Source organism: Ensifer sp. Root423 (assembly GCF_001426275.1).
In the GTDB taxonomy this organism is placed as follows: Bacteria; Pseudomonadota; Alphaproteobacteria; order Rhizobiales; family Rhizobiaceae; genus Ensifer; species Ensifer adhaerens.
Window position 1 is genome coordinate 699,383 of the sequence record NZ_LMEG01000045.1, and the last position, 17,848, is coordinate 717,230.

The following is a 17,848-nucleotide window of genomic DNA, read 5'->3' on the forward strand; positions in this document are numbered from 1 at the left end:
CGCCGCTCCCGTTGGGGCGGCGCTTGGTCTTCAAACGATCGTGAAAAGCTCAGGGCAGTGGCCCGGGGAACATGTCGTTGCGCCCGTCATAGCGCTCGATTTCCAGCGTGAAGACATCAACCCCTCGATGCAGCGCGCATTGATCGAGATCTTGTTATCCGGATAGCCGCTGCGCATGATCGGGGTCGAACAGGTCGGGCAGAAATGGTGCCCCTCGTTGACGCCGCGCCAGATGTAGCTCGACAGGCGACGCTTTTCGGTCAAGAGCTTTACCTTTGCGGCGTCCACCTTCCAGTGCAGAAAGCCGGAGCGCCGGCAGGTCGAGCAGTTGCAGTCGACGAGACCACCAAGCTCTTGGTCGACTTCGACGGCGATATCGCCGCAATGGCACGAAAGCCGATAGGGTCGCTGCATGGTTCAGGTCCGAATCCGTTGATTGAGACCACAACCATCCATTGAGCGCGGTGGAGCCGTCAAGCCCAGCATGGCACTCAGCGGTAGATGTCGAGCGTCCGGTTGCGGTGGTTCGGATGGCTGCTGTAGACGAAGATACGATTGAGGTCGCGGTCGGTCAGCATGCGCAGGAAGCGCGCCTCGATGACGTTGTTGGCATGCACCCGCTTCAACAGGCAGCCGACCATCTGGATGCGTGCGCTCGGGATATCCAGGTAGAAATTCTGTGGCAGCTGGTACTGCGTGAGGATGCTGATCAGCGCGCCGCTTTTCGAAAGCTTGATGATTTCGCAGCGACGAGAGCTCAGTTGCGTCATGCCCTTCTCAGTGTATTCGATGCGCGCCTCGTTTCGCGTGTCCTCCATCGGGAAACTGGTCTCCCGATCGTACATGAAGGACTCTTCCTTGTTCAGGAAGTGCTGCAAGACAGGTGCCGCGCCGTTCATCGAAATGCCTTTCCATATCCCCTTTTGATACAGACTAGCGGCAGAGATTTAACAGACGGTTGGTCCGACGACCGGATGAAAAACCGCCCGGCAAAAACCGGGCGGAGCAAGTTCGTGACCAGGAATCTTGGTTACGCAATCCTCAACGCAAAGCCGCTTCGCACGTTTCCTTGGAAGTAGGCCGCAACTCCGGACGGAAAACCGCTTCGCACTTTTCCTGCAATTGCTTCAGACGCGGTAGCTGCGGCCCTCGTCGTTGAAGAGGTGTAGCTTGGCCTTGTCGGCCGTGAAGCGCACCTTGTCGCCGCGGTGAACCGGCAGGATGCCGGGGATCTTGGCGATGATCGGCTCCTTGTCGACGAGACCCTCGATATAGAGCAGGGTCACTTCGCCGAGCGCCTCAACGATCGAGATCGTGCCTTCGAACAGGAAGTCGTCGCCTATCGAGACCTGCAGGTCTTCCGGGCGAACGCCGAAACTCGCAATCTTGCCGTTCTGCGAGGAGTCGGTCGGGATATCGAGCGTCACGCTCTTACCGCCGGTCAGCTTCACCGTCGTCTGCGCGCCGGTCGCCGTGATCGTCGAAGGGATGATGTTCATCGCCGGCGAGCCGATGAAGCGCGCGACGAACAGATTGGCCGGACGCTCATAGAGTTCGAGCGGCGGGCCTACCTGCTCGATGTGCCCCTGCGACAGCACGACGATGCGGTCGGCGAGCGTCATTGCCTCCACCTGGTCGTGGGTGACGTAGATCATCGTCGTGCCCGCCATCTGTTCGCTGAGCTTGGCGATCTCGATGCGGGTGGCGACACGAAGGGCCGCGTCGAGGTTCGAGAGCGGCTCGTCGAATAGGAAGACCTTGGGGTCACGGCAGATGGCGCGGCCGATGGCGACGCGCTGTCTCTGCCCGCCGGAGAGCGCCTTCGGCAGACGGTCGAGATACTTGGTCAGCTGCAGGATATCGGCGGCGTTGCGCACGCGACGGTCGATCTCTTCCTTGCTTTCCTTGGCGATCCGCATGCCGAAAGCCATGTTGTCGTAGACGGTCATGTGCGGATAGAGCGCGTAGGACTGGAACACCATGGCGATGCCGCGCTTCGACGGGGGCACGGTGTTGACGCGCTCGCCGTCGATGAACATATCGCCGCCAGTGATCTCCTCGAGACCGGCAATCATGCGCAGAAGCGTCGACTTTCCACAGCCGGACGGGCCGACGAAAACGATGAACTCGCCCTGCTTGATGTCGAGATTGATGCCGTGGATGACATCGACCGCGCCGTAGGACTTGCGGATATCTTTAAGCAGCAGACCCGTCATTGCACCCTCCTCTTCGGTTCTTCCCGTCTATCTCTGTTGTCATCTGCCTTCACACCAGCCGCGCGAAGTAGGCGCCCCAGGCCGGCAGATGCACCGTTCCGTTCTTGACCTCGGACACGAAGCCGTGCCCTTCCAATGCAGCCACCGGCTCGTTCGGCAGCGTGGCCGCAGCCGGCACGCCGCTCATGTTGAACAGGCAGAAAAGATTCTCGTTGCCGTGGCTGCGCACGAAAGCAAGCACCGAGCCGTCCGTGCTCAGGAACTCGATCTCGCCCTTGGCAAACGCCGGATACGCCTTGCGGAAATGCAGGAAGCGACGGTAGTGCTCGAGCACCGAGGCCGGATCGCCCTGCTGCGCCGACACGGCGCGGGCGAGATGTTCGGCCGGAACTGGCAGCCAGGGTTTTGCGCTGCCGAAGCCGCCATTGACCGTGGCACCGTCCCAGACCATCGGTGTGCGGCAACCGTCGCGACCCTTGAAATCCGGCCAGAACTGGATGCCATAGGGATCCTTCAGGTCTTCATAGGCAAGCTCGGCTTCCGACAGCGCCAGTTCCTCGCCCTGATAGATGCAGACCGAGCCGCGCAAAGACATCAAAAGGCTCGCCAGCAGCTTGGCGTGGGCGTCGCGGTCGGCCACGCCTTTCCCCCAGCGGCTGACATGGCGCACGACATCGTGGTTGGAAAACGCCCAGCAGGCCCAGCCCTCGGGCGCGGCCTTCTGAAAATTCCTCAGAACCTCGGCGACAGTCGCCGGTGTCAGCGGATCCGGCGCCAGGAATTCGAAGGCGTAGCACATCTGCATCTTGTCGCCGCCGGAGGTATATTCGCCGGCGATCTCCAACCCGCGCTGGCTGTCGCCGACTTCGCCGACCGCAGCGATCGCCGGGAACTCGTCCATAACGGCGCGGAAGCGCTTCAGGAACTCGAGGTTCTCCGGCTGGTTCTTGTCGTAGAGATGTTCCTGATAGTTGTAGGGGTTGACCGCCGGTGCGGTCTGGGCGTTACGGCGCTCCGGCGCCAGCGCCGGATTGTCGCGCAGCTGCTTGTCGTGGAAATAGAAGTTGATGGTGTCGAGGCGGAAGCCGTCGACGCCGCGCTCCAGCCAGAAACGCTCGACGGCCAGCAGTGCATCCTGCACTTCCGGATTGTGCAGGTTGAGGTCCGGCTGCGAGGTCAGGAAGTTGTGCATGTAATATTGCAGGCGCGTCGGATCCCACGCCCAGGCCGAGCCGCCGAAGATCGACAGCCAGTTGTTGGGCGGGGTGCCGTCCGGCCTGGAATCAGCCCAGACGTACCAATCAGCCTTCGCGTTCGTCCGGCTCGACCGACTTTCGACGAACCAGGGATGCTGGTCCGACGTGTGCGAGAGAACAAGGTCGATCATCACCCGGATGCCAAGGCGGTGCGCCTCGGCTATGACCGCGTCGAAGTCGGCAAGGCTGCCGAAGATCGGGTCGACATCGCTATAGTTGGAGACGTCATAACCGAAGTCCTTCATCGGCGAGGTGAAGAACGGCGAAATCCAGATTGCGTCGGCACCGAGGGCGGCAATATGCGGCAAGCGGGCAACGATGCCCTTGAGGTCACCGATGCCGTCGCCGTTGGAGTCCTGGTAGGAGCGCGGATAGATCTGGTAGATCATCGCGCCGCGCCACCAATCCCGATCGGCCTGCAAAGTGGAAGTGCTCATTTCGGTCATGCTCATTGTCGTCGAAAGTCCTTAGATGTCAGCCGCCCTTGACCGAGCCCGCCAGCAGGCCGCGCACGAGATAGCGCTGCAGGCTGAAGAAGACGATCAGCGGAACGATGATGGTAATGAAGGCGGAGGCCGTCAGGATCTCCCAGTTGCCGCCGCGTGAACCGAGCAAGTTGACGAGCCGGCCGGTCAGAACCAGTTCGTCAGGCCCCGCGCCCAGGAACACGATGGCGACCAGCAGGTCGTTCCAGGTCCACAGGAACTGGAAGATCGCGAAGGAAGCGAGCGCCGGGAAGGACAGCGGCAGGATGATCTTGACGAAGATATCGAAATCGCTGGCGCCATCGACGCGGGCGGATTCCATGATTTCGCGCGGCAGGCCGGCCATGTAGTTGCGAAGCAGATAGATCGCCAGCGGCAGGCCGAAACCGGTATGGGCGAGCCAAATGCCGACATAGGTCTTGGCCGGCACGCCAAAGAAGGCGCCGACGCCGTTATAAAGCTTCAAGAGCGGGATCAGCGACATCTGCAGCGGCACGACGAGGAGGCCGACGACCACGGCGATCAGGATCGCACGGCCCGGAAACGGCATCCAGGCAAGCGCATAGGCCGCGAAGGCGGCGATCATGATCGGGATGATGGTCGCTGGCACGGCGACCGTCAGCGAATTGATGAAGGAGCGGCCGATGCCTTCGGCGCTCAGGACTTCGACATAGTTGTCGAAGGTAAAGCGCGGCGGCGATGATGCGGTGACGAAGACGCGCTGGCCGCGCGATCCCTCCATCTTCTTGTCGGAAACGATCTCGAAGTTGCCGTCGGCCTGAACGGTCAGTTTCTCGCCGTCGTTGAGCTCGGCGGTTTCGCCGGCCCTGAACGCAGTCGGCTCACGGCTGTTGAAGCCGAAGGCGGAGATCTGGCCCGGCTGACCTTCGAGCAAATTGCCGGAGATCACGAACTTGCCGTCGCGCTCCACCTGGCTTTCGGGGCCGGGCGCTCTCACGACGGTGTTCTGCGACGAAGTCGAAAGGGAAGTCCACCAGCCGGAGACGGCAAGCTGGTCCTTGTCGCGCAGCGACGAGATCAGAAGGCCTGCGGTCGGCAGCGTCCACAGTGCGACGATCAGAAAGACCGAGAGGTGGACGACCCACATGAGGGGAGAGCGTGTCGCTGGGTTCATCTCAGTGCCCCTTCATTTCCTTGGCCGCATTGCGGATGTTCCAGACCATGATCGGAATGACGAGGATCATGATGACGACGGCGATCGCAGCCCCTCGGCCGAAGTCGCCGCCACCGCGGAACATCCAGTCGAACATGAGGTTGGCGAGCACCTGGCTCTGCCACTGGCCGTTGGTCATGGCGAGCACGATGTCGAAGACCTTCAGCACCAGGATGGTGATGGTCGTCCAGACGACGGCGATCGTGCCCCAGATCTGCGGCACCATGATCTTGAAGAAGATCTGCCAGCCATTGGCGCCGTCGATGACGGCAGCCTCGATCGTCTCCTCCGGGATGCCACGAAGGGCTGCCGACAGGATGACCATGGCAAAGCCGGTCTGGATCCAGACGAGGATCGCCATCAGGAAGAAGTTGTTCCAGAAGGGCAGCGTGATCCAGGCCTGCGGCGCGGCGCCGAAGGCAACGACGATGGCGTTCAGAAGGCCGATCTGCTCTGCCCCTTCAGGCCGGAAGTCATAGATGAATTTCCAGATGACCGCAGCGCCGACGAACGAGATCGCCATCGGCATGAAGATCAAGGTTTTTGCGATGTTGCCCCACCAGATCCTGTCGGTGAGCGCAGCGATCACCAGGCCGAAGAAGGTCGCAAGCGCCGGGACGACGAGCAGCCAGAGGAAATTGTTGTAGATCGACTGACGGAACTCGCCGTCATTGATCATCCAGGCGTAGTTGCTGACGCCGACGAAATTCTGCCCGGCGCGATCGTGCACGCTGTACCAGAGCGACATGAAGACCGGATAGATGAGATAGGTCGCAAGCGCGAAGAGCGCCGGCGCCAGGAACAGCCACGGCCGGATGGCATTGGTGATCCGCAGGTTCCGCGACGCAACCGCACCGGATTTTCCCTTGGACGGGAAGATCAGGTCGAGGACGAAGCTTGTTCCCCAGAAATAGGCGGCGCAGCCGAGCACACCGGCCAGCATGAACCCCGCAGCAGCGGCAAGCTGATAAAACATGACATGTCCCTCCCCTTCGATGCACGTCCCCGTGCAGGGCTGGCGATTGTCGCCGTTCTCATTGGGGCGCGCGGCGTCTTGCAGGCAGAGTGCGGGAAACGAACGGAGAACCGCATACGCTTCTCCTCGTCCCGCTCTGGCAGCGAACCCGGGTCGGCAACGGGCGGCATTTCTGCCGCCCGTTTTGGGCTGTTACTTGATGGCGTCCCAGGCCTTCTGCACGCCGTCGGCGACGTCGGCCGAGGACTTGCCGCCGACGAAATCGACCATGCCGGTCCAGAACGCACCCGCACCGATCTTGCCGGGCATCAGGTCGGAACCGTCAAAGCGGAACGTGGTGGCGTTCAAGAGGATCTCGCCCTGCTTCTTCAGCGGCGGGTTGCCGTAGGTGTCGACATTGACGCTCTTGTAGGGCGTCAGGAAGCTCGTCTGCGCCATCCAGACTTCATGGGCGATCGGGGTCTTCAGGAACTCGATGAAGGCGCGTGCAGCCGGCGTGTCCTTGGTGATCATCGCCAGCGTGCCGGCGCCAAGCACCGGATTGCCGAGCTCCTTCTTGCTCTCGTAAGGCGGCATGTAGAAGAAGTCGGCGTCCTCGCCGATCTTCGTGCCCTCGGGGAAGAAGGACGGGATGAACGACGCCTGGTGGTGCAGGTAGCACTTCGGCGGCGAGGCAAAGAGGCCCTTCGGGCTGTCGCGGAAGTCGGTCGAGGCAACCGCTGCTGCACCGCCATCGACGAACTTGTCGTTCTTGGCGAACCAACCGAACTCGTCGATCGCACCGACGACGGCCGGATCGGTGAACGGGATCTCGTTCTTCACCCACTTGTCGTAGACGTCGGCCGGCTGCGTACGCAGCATCATGTCTTCCACCCAGTCGGTGGCCGGCCAGCCGGTGGCACCACCGGAGCCAAGGCCGATGCACCAGGGCTTACCGCCATCGGCGGCGATCTTCTCTGTCAGCGCCTTCAGCTCTTCCATGGTCTTCGGCACTTCGTAGCCGGCGTCCTCGAAGTTCTCCGGCGAGTACCAGACGAGCGACTTCACGTCGATCTTGTAGGGGAATGCAAAGAGCGCAGCATTGCCGTCCTTGCCCTTGTAGGTCGACAGATCGACCCAGGACTGACCGGCGGCATAGTTGTCGAGCAGCCACTTCTGGGTTTCGTCGCCGAGCGGCGTCAGGTAGCCCTTGGAGGCGAGATCGGCGATCAGACCCGGCTGCGGGAGGATCGAGATTTCGGAGGGGCTGCCGGCCTGGGTGTCGATGACGATCTGCTGCTCGTAGTTTTCAGACGAGGAGTACTTGATCTCGGCGCCCGTCGCTTCGGTGAAGTAGGCATAGACGCTCTTGAACAGCGCCTCGTCTTCGCCGCGCCAGGGGCCGAAGATCGTCAGCGTCTGGCCCTTGAGGTCGTGGCCCTTCTTGAACTCCTCGAAGCTCGCCCAGTTGAACTTCGTATCTTCGCCCGGCTTGAACTTGAGGTCGGCGGCGCCGGCTGCACCTGCAATCAGGGCAAAGGCGGCCACGCCCAACAGCAATGATCTCTTCACGTTCTTCTCCTCCCAAAGATGAACCCGGATCCCGCCGGGCAGACGACAACGCGCGAAAAATTCAAAGCGCTTTGAGTTCGCTAACAAACCATTGCGACACGCGCGGAGTCAAGAGCTTTCCCATCGCTGTTCTCCATGCGACGTAATTGTGCCCTGCGGTAACGTTTTGCACCGCGCAATAGTTGAATTCCGCTTTGTTGCTCGAAAAACGGATGCTACACAAACCGGAGGGCGCTGGGGCCAAACACCAAAAATCATATGGGTATCCAAAGCGCTTTGAGAGGAATCCCGACCATGGCGGTCAATCTCAAGCAATTGGCGGAGCTGCTCGGCCTGTCACAGACGACGGTCAGCCGGGCGCTGAACGGCTATCCGGAAGTCAACGCCGAAACCCGTCAGCGCGTGCTGCAGGCCGTGCGTGAGACCGGCTACAGGCCGAACCGCGCAGCGCAGCGATTGGCCACCGGCAAGGCCTATTCGATCGGCATGGTCATGCCGATCGCGCCCGGCATCGATTCCGACGTACATTTCGGCGAGTTTCTGGCAGGGCTGGCGGAAGAGGCGGTCAAGCACGACTTCCACTTCGTGCTCAATCCGAGCGCGCCGGAGGACGAGGAGGTGACCTTCCGGCGCCTGGCGGCCAGCGGCAATGTCGATGCGCTTTTCCTCGCCTATATGCGCGCCAACGACCCGCGCATCGCCATGCTGAAATCGCTGTCGATCCCCTTCGTCGTGCACGGCCGGTCGATCGGCGAAAGCCGCGACTATCCGTTCCTCGACATCGACAATACGAGTGCCTTCTACGACGCGACACGGCTGCTTATACAGCTCGGACACCAGCGGATTGCGCTGATCAACGGGCCGGAATATCTGGCTTTTTCCATTCGCCGGAAAAAAGGCATGCTGCGGGCGCTCGCCGAACACGGCCTTTCGCTCGACGAGGCGCTTGTCCAGCATTCGCTGATGACCGACGAGCACGGCTACCGCAGCATGCAGCCCTTCCTGCAGCACGCGCAGCCGCCGACGGCGGTGCTCTGTTCAAGTACGGTGCTGGCGCTTGGCGCTGTCAGGGCGATCAACCAGGCGGGCTTGAAAATCGGCGAAGACATTTCGCTGATCGCCCATGACGACGTCTTGCCGATGCTGAAGCCCGAAAATTTCAGCATCCCGCTGACAACGACACGCTCGTCGCTGCGGGCCGCCGGGGCGCGTATCGCCACACGGCTGATCGGCGGCATCCTGAAGCGCGGCGACTATCCGGAGCAGGAACTCTGGCGCGCCGAACTCATCGTGCGCGCCTCGACCGGACCTGCCCCGCAAAAATGAAAACGCGCCGCAATCGCGACGCGTCTCATCATCCCATATGAGCCAGGATCAGAAGCGCGGCGGCTTGCGGCCGGCCTTGCGATAGGCGGCAATCACGGTGTTGGCCATCAGCATGGCGATGGTCATCGGTCCGACGCCACCCGGCACCGGCGTGATCACGCCTGCAACCTCGGCGGCTTCCGCAAAGGCGACGTCGCCGACGAGTTTGGACTTGCCCTCCCCCTTCTCCGGCGCTGGTACGCGGTTGATACCGACGTCGATGACCGTCGCGCCCGGCTTCACCCAGTCGGCCTTCACCATTTCGGGGCGTCCGACGGCGGCAACGAGGATATCGGCGTTGCGGCAGACGGCGGCCAGATCCTTGGTGCGCGAATGGGCGGTCGTCACCGTCGCGTTGGCGGCAAGCAGCAGCGCTGACATCGGCTTGCCGAACAGGTTCGAGCGACCGATGACGACAGCGTTCAGACCGGAGAGATCGTCGCCATGGGTCTGGCGCACGAAGACCATGGCGCCGGCCGGCGTGCAGGAGACGAGACCGCCTTCGAGATCGCCGGTCGCAAGCTTGCCGGCATTGACGACGTGCAGGCCGTCGACGTCTTTTTCGGGCAGGATCGACTGGATGATCGGCTCGGAATTCAGATGTTTCGGCAGCGGAAGCTGCACGAGGATGCCGTGGATAGAGGGATCGGCGTTGAGCTTAGCCACGAGTGCAGCGAGTTCTTCCTGGGTCGTTGCCTCGGCCAAGGTGTGCTGGACCGACAGGAAGCCGCACTCCTTGGCCATCTTGCTCTTGGAAGAAACATAAGCGTGGCTTGCCGGATCGTCGCCGACGATCACGACGGCGAGACCTGCGCGAACACCCGCATCCGTTTCGAGCGCACGGGTCGCGGCCTTCACGCTTTCGATCACCGAAGCGGCGACCTTCTTGCCATCAATCACAGTCGTCACGGCATGTTCCTCCTGGCTTCCTGTTCACGCGGCATACTCTAGTTCGCCTCAGAAAAGGCGATGGCCTCAACGCGCCCTATGCTGTCCCAAACGCATAAATGCAAGAGGCGACAACGAGGTTGGCTGCCGTTTCGATTGCCCCGATGATATTTCCTCTCAAGACTGAGAGGTGCACGTGGTTTCGCCGAAAGCCGTGAGGTCTCAGCCTCACAAGACGTTCGCGAATGAAGCGTGCCTCTCCGCCCGTCGTATCAACGGCGCGCGAGCTTCTGGCGGGAATAGTGCTCGACGCGAGACCTCAGCGCGCGAAGGCCTTCCTGGACCTTGGCGATGTCGGCGTCATCCTCGTCTACGGTCTGCGGCACAGGCTGAGCCGTGACCGGACCCGCCGTTGCGCTCCGGCGAGCAACGGCATAGGCAGCGTTTAGCGATTGCGCATGGTGCGCAGCCGGACTGAACTGCGGCGGCAGCTCGAGCCTGGCCGAAGCCGGATCAGGCTGCGGCTGCTGGCGCCGTGTGGGCTCGGGGCCGCCATCGGGTTCCGGCGGCTCGGGCGCCTCATCGTCCTCGGCCTTCCGGGTTGCGGGAAACAATCCGTTCAAGCTGCGATAGATGCCGAGCAGCACGCCGAGGCCGAGGCCGGCAAAGAAACCCGCCATGGTGGCGGCGATCACGATGATCTTGCGGGAGGGCCCTTTTGCCTGCAGCGCCGGCTCGGCCTTGGAGATCACCCGGATGTTCTTCGCGGTCAGCTTTTCCTCTTCGCGCGTCTCGCCGGCGCGCTTCAGGAAGGATTCGTAGATCTCGCGGGTCGCCGCCGCTTTTCGCTGCAGCTCGCGCAACTCGACGAATTCGGCGGAGGAATCGATCTGGCGCGCCTTCTGGACGGCAAGCTGCTGCACGAGGTCCTGTTCCGTTCGCTGGGCGCGGTCAAGCTCGGTCCCCGCCGCAGCCGCGATGCGGCGCAACTCGTTGGCGATCTCCGAGCGCGACGACTCGAGTGCCTGCTGAACGGCGATGCGTTGGGGATGGCGGGGCCCGAGGCTCGCATCAAGGGCGCTCAGTTGCGCCCTGGTCGCCGCGTATTGCTTGCGCAGTTCGGAGAGCGCCAGCGAACTGATTTCCTCGGGATAGGCGCCCGTCAGAACATCGGTGAGCTGCACCTTGCCGGACGCCTCGGCCTTGGCTTTCGCCTCGGCGATGCGATTGCGGGCCGCAGCGACCTGATCACTGAGGCTGAGGAGCTGCTTGTCGGCGATCAATTCGCCGCCGGCGCCGACAATGTCGTTGCTCGCCTTGTAATCCTCGACGGCCTTTTCGGCCGCGTCCAGTTCGGCCTTCAGTTCCTTGATACGCGCGTCGAGCGCAACCGTCGTCTTCTGGAAGAAGCCGGATTGCGCGGCGGTCTCCTCGCCGAGGAACGTGTCCACCAATCGGTTGGCAATCAGTGCCGACTTCTCGGGATCCCTGGTCTTCGCCTCAATGGTGACGATGAAGGTTTTCGGATCGCGCCAGACCTGAATTGCCTCGCCCAAGGTCTTCAGGACGCGCGCGGACGCGTCGCCACCAGCTCCCTTGCCGGCGAATTCCGGGTCCTTTTCCAGATCGAGACTGGCCGCGACCTTTTCCATAACCGTTCGCGAGCGCAACACTTCGAGCTGGCTGTCGACGATGGCGAGAATGCCTTCGGTTGCGAGCGATTGTTTCGACAGATCGGAATCCGTCAGCCGCACTTCGCGCGGATCGACGTAGAGCTTGCTTTCGGAAACGAAGACGCTGGGCGTCGACAACGCCAGCAGGACGCCACCGACGGCGCCGAGCGCCGTGGTCGCGAGAATGATCTTGCGGAGCTGCCAGACCGCGCGCACCACGGTCTTGATATCCACGAGCGGGCGGTCACCTGCGGCTCGCCCGTCGGCTGTCACTGGCGCAGCCCCCTCAGGCGGACTATCGGCAAGCCAGCGCGCAAACTTGCCACGCATGCCGCCGAGGCCGGGTTGGTTACGGGCGGCGGGTGCCTTGGCTGTCGGCCGAACCGTTTCGCCGCGCGGGGGCTGACCTTTCGAACGGTTTTCGCGCCGGGCCGCTGATTGATTGGCTGATCCACCGGAACCGGACAGACGACCGAGCAAGGACGAGCCTGCACCCTGCGGGTCGGCGGTGCGCCTGTCTCGCGCACGCGCGGGATCGCGCGCGTCCTCTGCTGCAAAATCGAGCAACGATGCACGCGGAACCGGGCGTTTCTCGTCGTCGATGTTGAACATGACTGATCCCGCGGCTGCCGAAACGGCGAATTCCGAATAGTGAAGCCAACCTAAGGAAACATGGAAAACAAATCGTTAATTTCGGCGGGAAGTGACGGCGCGAACGGCGTGATCTCACGCCTTATTAAGCTTTCCCGCCTATGACGGAGGGACGAGCGCAATTCCAGGTGAACGCTTTGAGCGCCCTGCCCTTGGAACTGTGAGATATCAAGGAGATAGAGCGTTTCCATCGGCATCGAGCGGGAAACGCGCTACTGGAAATGTCGGCCGTGCCCCATCGCATCAAAGCGCTTTATCTCCGCCACCGGGCGCTCATCCACGCTTACCTCTCGATGACCGGAGGTTCGGCGGGCCGGCTCGTGCTGTCGCTCGTCTATTTCATCGCCGTTGCCAACACGCTCGCCATCGCCGATTTCGGGTTGTTCGCGACCGCGTCTGCCGCCGGCATCATGATATCGCGCGTGCTTGCCTTCGGCTTCATGTCGCCGCTCTATCGGGTCGCGACCGTAAAGCCGCTGCTTGTCGGCACCTATAGCGCCGGCTTCCTGGTCGGCGCCGTGCTGTCGCTGCCGTTGATCGCAATCAGCTGTGCGATCACCTTCCTCGCCCTCTTTTCCCGCGACATGGCTGCCGGCACTTTTGCTGCCTTCATGCTGGCCGAGATCCTCTGCTGGCGCGGGCTGGAGACCGCCGTCATCGTGCTGAACGGTCTCGGTCGCTTCGGGCGCGGCGCCCTCCTCGTGGTGATCGGAACGGCGATCCGCACCGCCGCTGCCCTGCTCCTTGCGTTGCTCCCCTGGAAAACGCTCGAAGCCTGGTCCTACCTCTATCTGCTTGCGAATGCGCTCGGCCTTCTGGTGGCCCTTCTCTGGTTCTACCCGCCTGTCCGGCTGCGCTGGCAGCCACGGCTTTACTTCCGGCGCTGGGCGGATTCGGTGTCGGTCGCCGGCGCCGAGGTGCTGTTCTACATCCAATCGGAGTTCGACAAGATTGCGGTACTCGCCATTGGCGGGCCGGCGGTGTCCGGCCTCTATGCCATCCTGATGCGGCTGGCGGACCTGACGGCGCTGCCGGTGCGGTCATTCAACACCTTGCTCGTCCAGCGCATCATGCGAACGCCCGAGGCGATTGCCCGCTGGCGTGTCCGGCTCTCGATCGAACTCCTGGTGGCGCTTGCGTCCTTTGCCGCCATCGCGGCCATGGCATTCTATCTGTGGGTCTTCCCCGATGGGCTCGGGCGCAACGTGTCGGCAGCCGCGCCGATTGTCGCGATGATCGTGCTCGTGCCCTCGTTCCGCAACCTGATCGAGTACCACTCCGAACTGCTCTACGCGACCGGCCGCACTGTGCGGCGCATGCTGAACCTGTTGATTGCCGGCGTCGTCAAGGTGGGGCTGCTGGTTCTGTTGCTGCAGACGACGGCCGACGTCACGACCTGGGCGCCGGCGCTCAACGGGATCTTCCTGGTCCTCTACGCGCTCTCGTTCGGACTGACCTATTCGGCGCTCAGAAAGCCGGCTGATCGGGTCATCTGAAACAAGACAGATGCCTCAGGCCGCGAGTTCGAACACCGCCCGGCGAATATCGTCGAGATCGTGGCCGACGAAGGACTGCACGCCGATGCCGACCTGATGCGGCGCCATGTCCTTCAAGAACGCCCTGAGTCCGGAGAGATCCTGCCGGTAGCTGTCTTCGAACCAGAGCACATGACAGAGCGCGGCATCAGAGGGAACATGACCTTCCCCGCCCAGCACCTCGTCGACGAAGCGCCCGTAGATCGTGCATTCGGAGAAGGCGCGGGTGCGGGTCATCGCCCTCACCCAGTTCCGACCGTGCAGCGTCTCGATGTGCTCGAGCAGCTTGCGGCTGGTATCGGTGCGCCACGCGATCAGCGTGTTGATATAGTCGTTGGCCGGCAACGTGTAGGGGCCGATCCCGAGAAGCCTGTCGGAATGGGCGAGCCATTCGAGATGGTTGGAGCGCATTTGCGCATTAATCGCCCCGTCCTTGCGGTAGAGCGTCAACCGCTCTCCCTGCCAGAGGCTGCCGGGATCGAAGGCGCGCAGGAAGACGACATCGGAATCGACGGCAAACATCGCCGCCTCGTCGATGTGGCGCGCGAGCACCAGGCGGCGAAGCTGTTGGGCATGCCAGCCACGCAGCGGCAGGCCAAAGGGGCTGAGCCACAGCTTCCGGCGGCCGCCCGAAAGCGGGTCGGTGACGGGATGCAGCCACCAGGGCAGGAGATCGCGTTCGCTGATAACCTGGCGTCTGGAGCCCTCCAGTTGCCGGAAGAGCTTAACGTCGAAATCGGCAACCAGCAGATAGTGCTTCCAATCGCCCTGAAGCTTGCGGTCCATGCTTTCGCACATCAGCCGGCAGCGCTCGAAGTCATTGGCGTAGGACGCTGTGACAATGGCTGTGCGCATGGTCTGACCGTTCACGATGTTCCCGTCCGAAGGCTGGTGTCGGCGACGTTTTCCCGCGCCCGCCCCGACAGCTTGTGCCAGAGGACGTAAAACAGGAAAAGCGGGTTTCCGAGGACATAGCGACGCCACATGCGCCGCGGCTCGACCGCCAGGCGAAAGAACCATTCCAGCCGCATCCGGCGCAGGAACTTCGGCGCCCGCGGAAACGCCTCGGCGACGAAATCGAAGAGCGCGCCGACGGTAATGACCAGCCGGGCGTCCTGCGGCCCCACATGGGCATCGACCCATTTCTCCTGACCGGGGCTTCCCATCGCCACCAGCAGGATATCAGCATTCAGCGCCCGGACATCGGCAAGCACTTGCTCGGAGTGGTCACGATCGAAGAACCCGTCGGAAACGGGGAGGAACTCGTGCCATGGCGCGTGCCTGCGAAAATTCTCGGCCGCGCGCGCAAGCACCTTCGCACGGGCGCCGATCATCGCAACGCGCAGCGGCCGGTCGATGAAGGTCAGCAGCGCCGGCACGAAGTCCGTGCCGTTGAGATTGGCCGGGAACATGCTGCCGTAAAAGAGATAGGAAGCAATATCGACGCCGTGACCGTCGGGAAAGACGACCTGGCGACCGAGAACCTCGCGGTACTCGCCGTCGCGCATCATCAGGTTGGCATTGTTGGCGTTGAGGAAGGCGAGCGTTGTTTGCCCGCCCGGGCGCGACAGCGCGTCGGCCGCAAAGGCAAAGGCACTCCCCCAATCGAAATCGACCACCGGCATGCCCAGGATGAGGCGCCCGGACAGGGCGGCGTTCGCGCCGGTGGTCGTCTTGGTCACGACCGCCCCCCGTCATGGACCTTCAGCTCGGGCGGAACCGAGGGTGTCTCGGCCGAGGCACTCGGAGCGAGGCCGGCCAGCACATTGCGCATGACCCGCATCAGCTTCGCCTTCTGGGCGCGATGGAAGACCGAACCGTCAAGGCGTTGGCGGTCGCCGCCGCGCGCGCGGGTGACCTTGTCGACCAACAGGCGCGCGAACTCGGCCGGATCTTCGGCCGCGGCGCAATTCTCAGGAAGCGCCTCGATGCCGCGCAACGACGCCTGCGTCGCCACGGATGGCATGCCAAGCTCGAAGGTCTCGATGCTCTTCAGCTGGACGCCCGTACCGCCCCGGCTGACGAGCGGTATGACCGCACTTTCCGTGACGAAGGCGCGTGCATCAGGAACCCGTCCGACGAAGCGAACACCGGGATGGGAAACCGCCGGTATGCCGTCCATCTGGCCGGCAATCGCGATCGAAAGATCCTGCGGCAGATGCGGTACGACCTCGGCGAGAAACCAGTCGAGCCCCAATCGGTTCGGCCGCCAGCTCCAGGTCCCGATCAAGCCGAGGTCCTGCTGGAGGTCGGCTGCTTCTGTCGGCACTACTGCCGCATCCCAACCGGTGACCAGCGGCAGCACGAAGGCCCGGTCGCTCACGGCGCGGCCGAAGCCGAAGCGATCGGCCTCCGCAAACGTCCAGACGGCCACCGCATTCTGCGCCAGTTGCTGCTCGTAGCGTTCGAGATACTGCGCCTCGCGCCGGAAAAGAAAGCGTTCGACCGTACCCTTGGCCCGCTCGGCATTCTCAAAGGCAGAATCCGCCTCGACATTGTGCGCGACATAGATCGACGGATGGGGGCGGAAAACCTGCTGGAAAGCGGCCGGCAGTTGCACCGAGTTGAGCACGAGACCGTCGAACGGAGCGAGGCTCTCGAGGATCGACTGAATCCGGCTCGACGACACCATCAGCATCTTGCCGGATGAGACGGTCGTGCGGTTGAGGAAGGCCGTCGCGAGCCAGCTCAACTTCTGCCACGTGCCAACCTTGGCATTGGTGACTTCCAGCTCGCCGAGAAGATGCATATCGCAATCGGGCGCGGGCACGCGTCCCGGCTGGAGAAAACCGATGACGCTGACGCGGTGACCGAGCGCGCGCAGACCATCGAGCACAGCCCGGTTGGCAATGTCGAAACCGGACGCCGGATTGGCGACGGGAACGAGCGAAGAGACCAGGACCAGATGCATTTTGCCACACGTCATGAATGGAACTGCGGCCTTCATTAGCAGCATGGGGTGAAGGAGCGCTTAAAGACCCCTTTCAAAATCTGCCGCCAGGGTTCAGCATCTGTTTAGGAAGATCTGCTGTATTGCGACACAATTTTGCTTCTACAGGTTTCGCCATGACGACGACCGGCCAGGACATTTCCGTCTACTTCCGGACAGAGCTGGAAGACGCCGGCGACATCGAACTCGTCGTCGTGCTGCCGACGTTCCGTCGGCCGGATCATGTCGTCAAGACGCTGAAAACCATTGTTTCCCAAAGGCCTGACATCTCCTACGCCACGGTCGTCGTCGAAAACGATGCCGACGGGCTGGCCGGGGCTGCGGCGGCCAAAGACTTCTTCCTGGGACATCCTTCGGATTCTGTCGTGATCGTCGCGCATCAGCGCGGAAACTGCCACGCCTACAATGCCGGTTGGGCGACGGCGCTCCAAACCTACCCGAACCTCAAGGCGATCGCGATCATCGACGACGACGAAGTGGCGGCGCCCGAATGGCTCGATTGCCTCATCGCGGCACAGGAAACGACCGGTGCCGATATGGTCGGCGGCCCGCAGCTTCCGGTTTTCGAAGGCGATGGCGGGCAGAAGTGGAAACGCCATCCGGTCTTCACGCCCCATTATGACGCGACCGGGCCGGTGCCCATCCTTTATTCCTCCGGCAACGTGCTCGTTACGCGTGGAGTGCTGGACGCGATGCCGCAACCCTTCCTGGATCCCGCCTTCAACTTCATCGGCGGCGGCGATGCGGATTTCTACAGCCGCTGCAAGGCGAAAGGGTTTTCCTTTGCCTGGGCAACCGACGCCTGGGTTGCCGAGACCGTGCCCGCCCGCCGCACCAGCGCATCCTGGATCCGGGCGCGCAGCCTCAGGAACGGCGCGATCTCGACGATGCTCGAACATCGGCGTGACCCGAGCTTCAAAGGCCGGCTCAGGACCTTCGGCAAATCGCTGGCGCTGCTTGGCGCATCGGTGCCGCGCGGGCTGGAACTGTGGAACAAGAGCGGGCTGGCAGCGGCCGGACTATACCACTTCTATGTGGCGATCGGCCGGCTGATGGCGGAACTCGGCCTCATCAACGAGCAGTACCGCACCCCGGAAAAGAACTGACGGATACCGCCTCGTCGAGGGC

At 62.7% G+C, this 17,848-nt stretch carries 15 protein-coding genes; 3 read left to right on the plus strand and 12 right to left on the minus strand.

The window, feature by feature from the left end; all coding sequences use genetic code 11:
- Positions 1–30 precede the first annotated feature (30 nt).
- From ASD01_RS31955 to ASD01_RS31985, 7 genes are all read right to left on the minus strand, one after another.
- Positions 31–414, minus strand: a complete 384-nt coding sequence (locus ASD01_RS31955; RefSeq protein WP_234798730.1) for a GFA family protein — start codon at positions 412–414, stop codon at positions 31–33.
- Between the two features lie 77 nt (positions 415–491).
- Positions 492–899: a hypothetical protein gene (locus tag ASD01_RS31960; RefSeq protein WP_034800789.1), complete on the minus strand. Its 408-nt coding sequence runs from the start codon at positions 897–899 to the stop codon at positions 492–494.
- A 228-nt stretch (positions 900–1,127) separates the two neighbouring features.
- Positions 1,128–2,216 carry an ABC transporter ATP-binding protein gene (locus ASD01_RS31965; protein WP_034800786.1) on the minus strand — a complete coding sequence of 363 codons (1,089 nt, stop codon included), beginning with the start codon at positions 2,214–2,216 and terminating at the stop codon, positions 1,128–1,130.
- Between the two features lie 49 nt (positions 2,217–2,265).
- The gene (gene bglA, locus ASD01_RS31970; protein ID WP_458574512.1) at positions 2,266–3,918 is read right to left on the minus strand and encodes a beta-galactosidase BglA; all 1,653 of its coding nucleotides are present in this window, start codon (positions 3,916–3,918) and stop codon (positions 2,266–2,268) included.
- Positions 3,919–3,946: 28 nt separating this feature from the next.
- Positions 3,947–5,092, minus strand: coding sequence for a carbohydrate ABC transporter permease (locus ASD01_RS31975; RefSeq protein ID WP_034800782.1), 1,146 nt, complete (start codon positions 5,090–5,092; stop codon positions 3,947–3,949).
- Position 5,093: 1 nt separating this feature from the next.
- A complete protein-coding gene (locus ASD01_RS31980) occupies positions 5,094–6,107 on the minus strand; it encodes a carbohydrate ABC transporter permease (RefSeq protein WP_034800780.1) in 1,014 nt (337 codons plus the stop codon).
- Positions 6,108–6,299: 192 nt separating this feature from the next.
- Positions 6,300–7,658 carry an ABC transporter substrate-binding protein gene (locus ASD01_RS31985; RefSeq protein WP_034800777.1) on the minus strand — a complete coding sequence of 453 codons (1,359 nt, stop codon included), beginning with the start codon at positions 7,656–7,658 and terminating at the stop codon, positions 6,300–6,302.
- 294 nt (positions 7,659–7,952) lie between these two features.
- Here ASD01_RS31985 and ASD01_RS31990 point away from each other — a divergent pair, with 294 nt between their 5' ends.
- Positions 7,953–8,984, plus strand: a complete 1,032-nt coding sequence (locus ASD01_RS31990; RefSeq protein ID WP_034800775.1) for a substrate-binding domain-containing protein — start codon at positions 7,953–7,955, stop codon at positions 8,982–8,984.
- A gap of 48 nt (positions 8,985–9,032) precedes the next feature.
- Here the strand turns inward: ASD01_RS31990 and folD are convergent, their stop codons facing one another.
- Positions 9,033–9,932, minus strand: coding sequence for a bifunctional methylenetetrahydrofolate dehydrogenase/methenyltetrahydrofolate cyclohydrolase FolD (gene folD / locus ASD01_RS31995; protein ID WP_034800773.1), 900 nt, complete (start codon positions 9,930–9,932; stop codon positions 9,033–9,035).
- A gap of 251 nt (positions 9,933–10,183) precedes the next feature.
- Positions 10,184–12,196 (minus strand): GumC family protein, encoded by a 2,013-nt coding sequence (locus ASD01_RS32000; protein WP_051659563.1) that lies wholly within the window; start codon positions 12,194–12,196, stop codon positions 10,184–10,186.
- A gap of 260 nt (positions 12,197–12,456) precedes the next feature.
- On the opposite strand from ASD01_RS32000, the gene ASD01_RS32010 reads away from it, so the two are divergent.
- Entirely contained in the window at positions 12,457–13,731 is a 1,275-nt protein-coding gene (locus ASD01_RS32010; protein ID WP_034800771.1) for a lipopolysaccharide biosynthesis protein, read from the plus strand.
- A gap of 15 nt (positions 13,732–13,746) precedes the next feature.
- On the opposite strand, the gene ASD01_RS32015 is transcribed toward ASD01_RS32010, so the two are convergent.
- The 3 genes from ASD01_RS32015 to ASD01_RS32025 are packed head-to-tail and all read right to left on the minus strand — an operon-like array spanning position 13,747 to position 16,681.
- Positions 13,747–14,625, minus strand: a complete 879-nt coding sequence (locus ASD01_RS32015) for a DUF6492 family protein (protein WP_034801367.1) — start codon at positions 14,623–14,625, stop codon at positions 13,747–13,749.
- An 11-nt stretch (positions 14,626–14,636) separates the two neighbouring features.
- Entirely contained in the window at positions 14,637–15,452 is an 816-nt protein-coding gene (locus ASD01_RS32020; RefSeq protein ID WP_034800768.1) for a WecB/TagA/CpsF family glycosyltransferase, read from the minus strand.
- Positions 15,449–16,681: a glycosyltransferase family 4 protein gene (locus ASD01_RS32025; RefSeq protein WP_060516518.1), complete on the minus strand. Its 1,233-nt coding sequence runs from the start codon at positions 16,679–16,681 to the stop codon at positions 15,449–15,451. Before ASD01_RS32025 ends, ASD01_RS32020 begins: the two co-directional genes overlap by 4 nt.
- Before the next feature lie 155 nt (positions 16,682–16,836).
- Between ASD01_RS32025 and ASD01_RS32030 the strand changes: the two genes are divergently transcribed.
- The gene (locus ASD01_RS32030; RefSeq protein ID WP_034800766.1) at positions 16,837–17,826 is read left to right on the plus strand and encodes a glycosyltransferase family 2 protein; all 990 of its coding nucleotides are present in this window, start codon (positions 16,837–16,839) and stop codon (positions 17,824–17,826) included.
- The last annotated feature ends 22 nt before the right edge of the window (positions 17,827–17,848 follow it).

Bases quoted from the DNA above. Each gene is read 5' to 3' on its own strand.
- ASD01_RS31955 (WP_234798730.1), bottom strand. From the start codon at position 414: ATGCAGCGACCCTATCGGCTTTCGTGCCATTGCGGCGATATCGCCGTC.
- ASD01_RS31960 (WP_034800789.1), bottom strand. From the start codon at position 899: ATGAACGGCGCGGCACCTGTCTTGCAGCACTTCCTGAACAAGGAAGAG.
- ASD01_RS31965 (WP_034800786.1), bottom strand. From the start codon at position 2,216: ATGACGGGTCTGCTGCTTAAAGATATCCGCAAGTCCTACGGCGCGGTC.
- bglA (WP_458574512.1), bottom strand. From the start codon at position 3,918: ATGACCGAAATGAGCACTTCCACTTTGCAGGCCGATCGGGATTGGTGG.
- ASD01_RS31975 (WP_034800782.1), bottom strand. From the start codon at position 5,092: ATGAACCCAGCGACACGCTCTCCCCTCATGTGGGTCGTCCACCTCTCG.
- ASD01_RS31980 (WP_034800780.1), bottom strand. From the start codon at position 6,107: ATGTTTTATCAGCTTGCCGCTGCTGCGGGGTTCATGCTGGCCGGTGTG.
- ASD01_RS31990 (WP_034800775.1), top strand. From the start codon at position 7,953: ATGGCGGTCAATCTCAAGCAATTGGCGGAGCTGCTCGGCCTGTCACAG.
- ASD01_RS32000 (WP_051659563.1), bottom strand. From the start codon at position 12,196: ATGTTCAACATCGACGACGAGAAACGCCCGGTTCCGCGTGCATCGTTG.
- ASD01_RS32010 (WP_034800771.1), top strand. From the start codon at position 12,457: ATGTCGGCCGTGCCCCATCGCATCAAAGCGCTTTATCTCCGCCACCGG.
- ASD01_RS32015 (WP_034801367.1), bottom strand. From the start codon at position 14,625: ATGCGCACAGCCATTGTCACAGCGTCCTACGCCAATGACTTCGAGCGC.
- ASD01_RS32025 (WP_060516518.1), bottom strand. From the start codon at position 16,681: ATGCATCTGGTCCTGGTCTCTTCGCTCGTTCCCGTCGCCAATCCGGCG.
- ASD01_RS32030 (WP_034800766.1), top strand. From the start codon at position 16,837: ATGACGACGACCGGCCAGGACATTTCCGTCTACTTCCGGACAGAGCTG.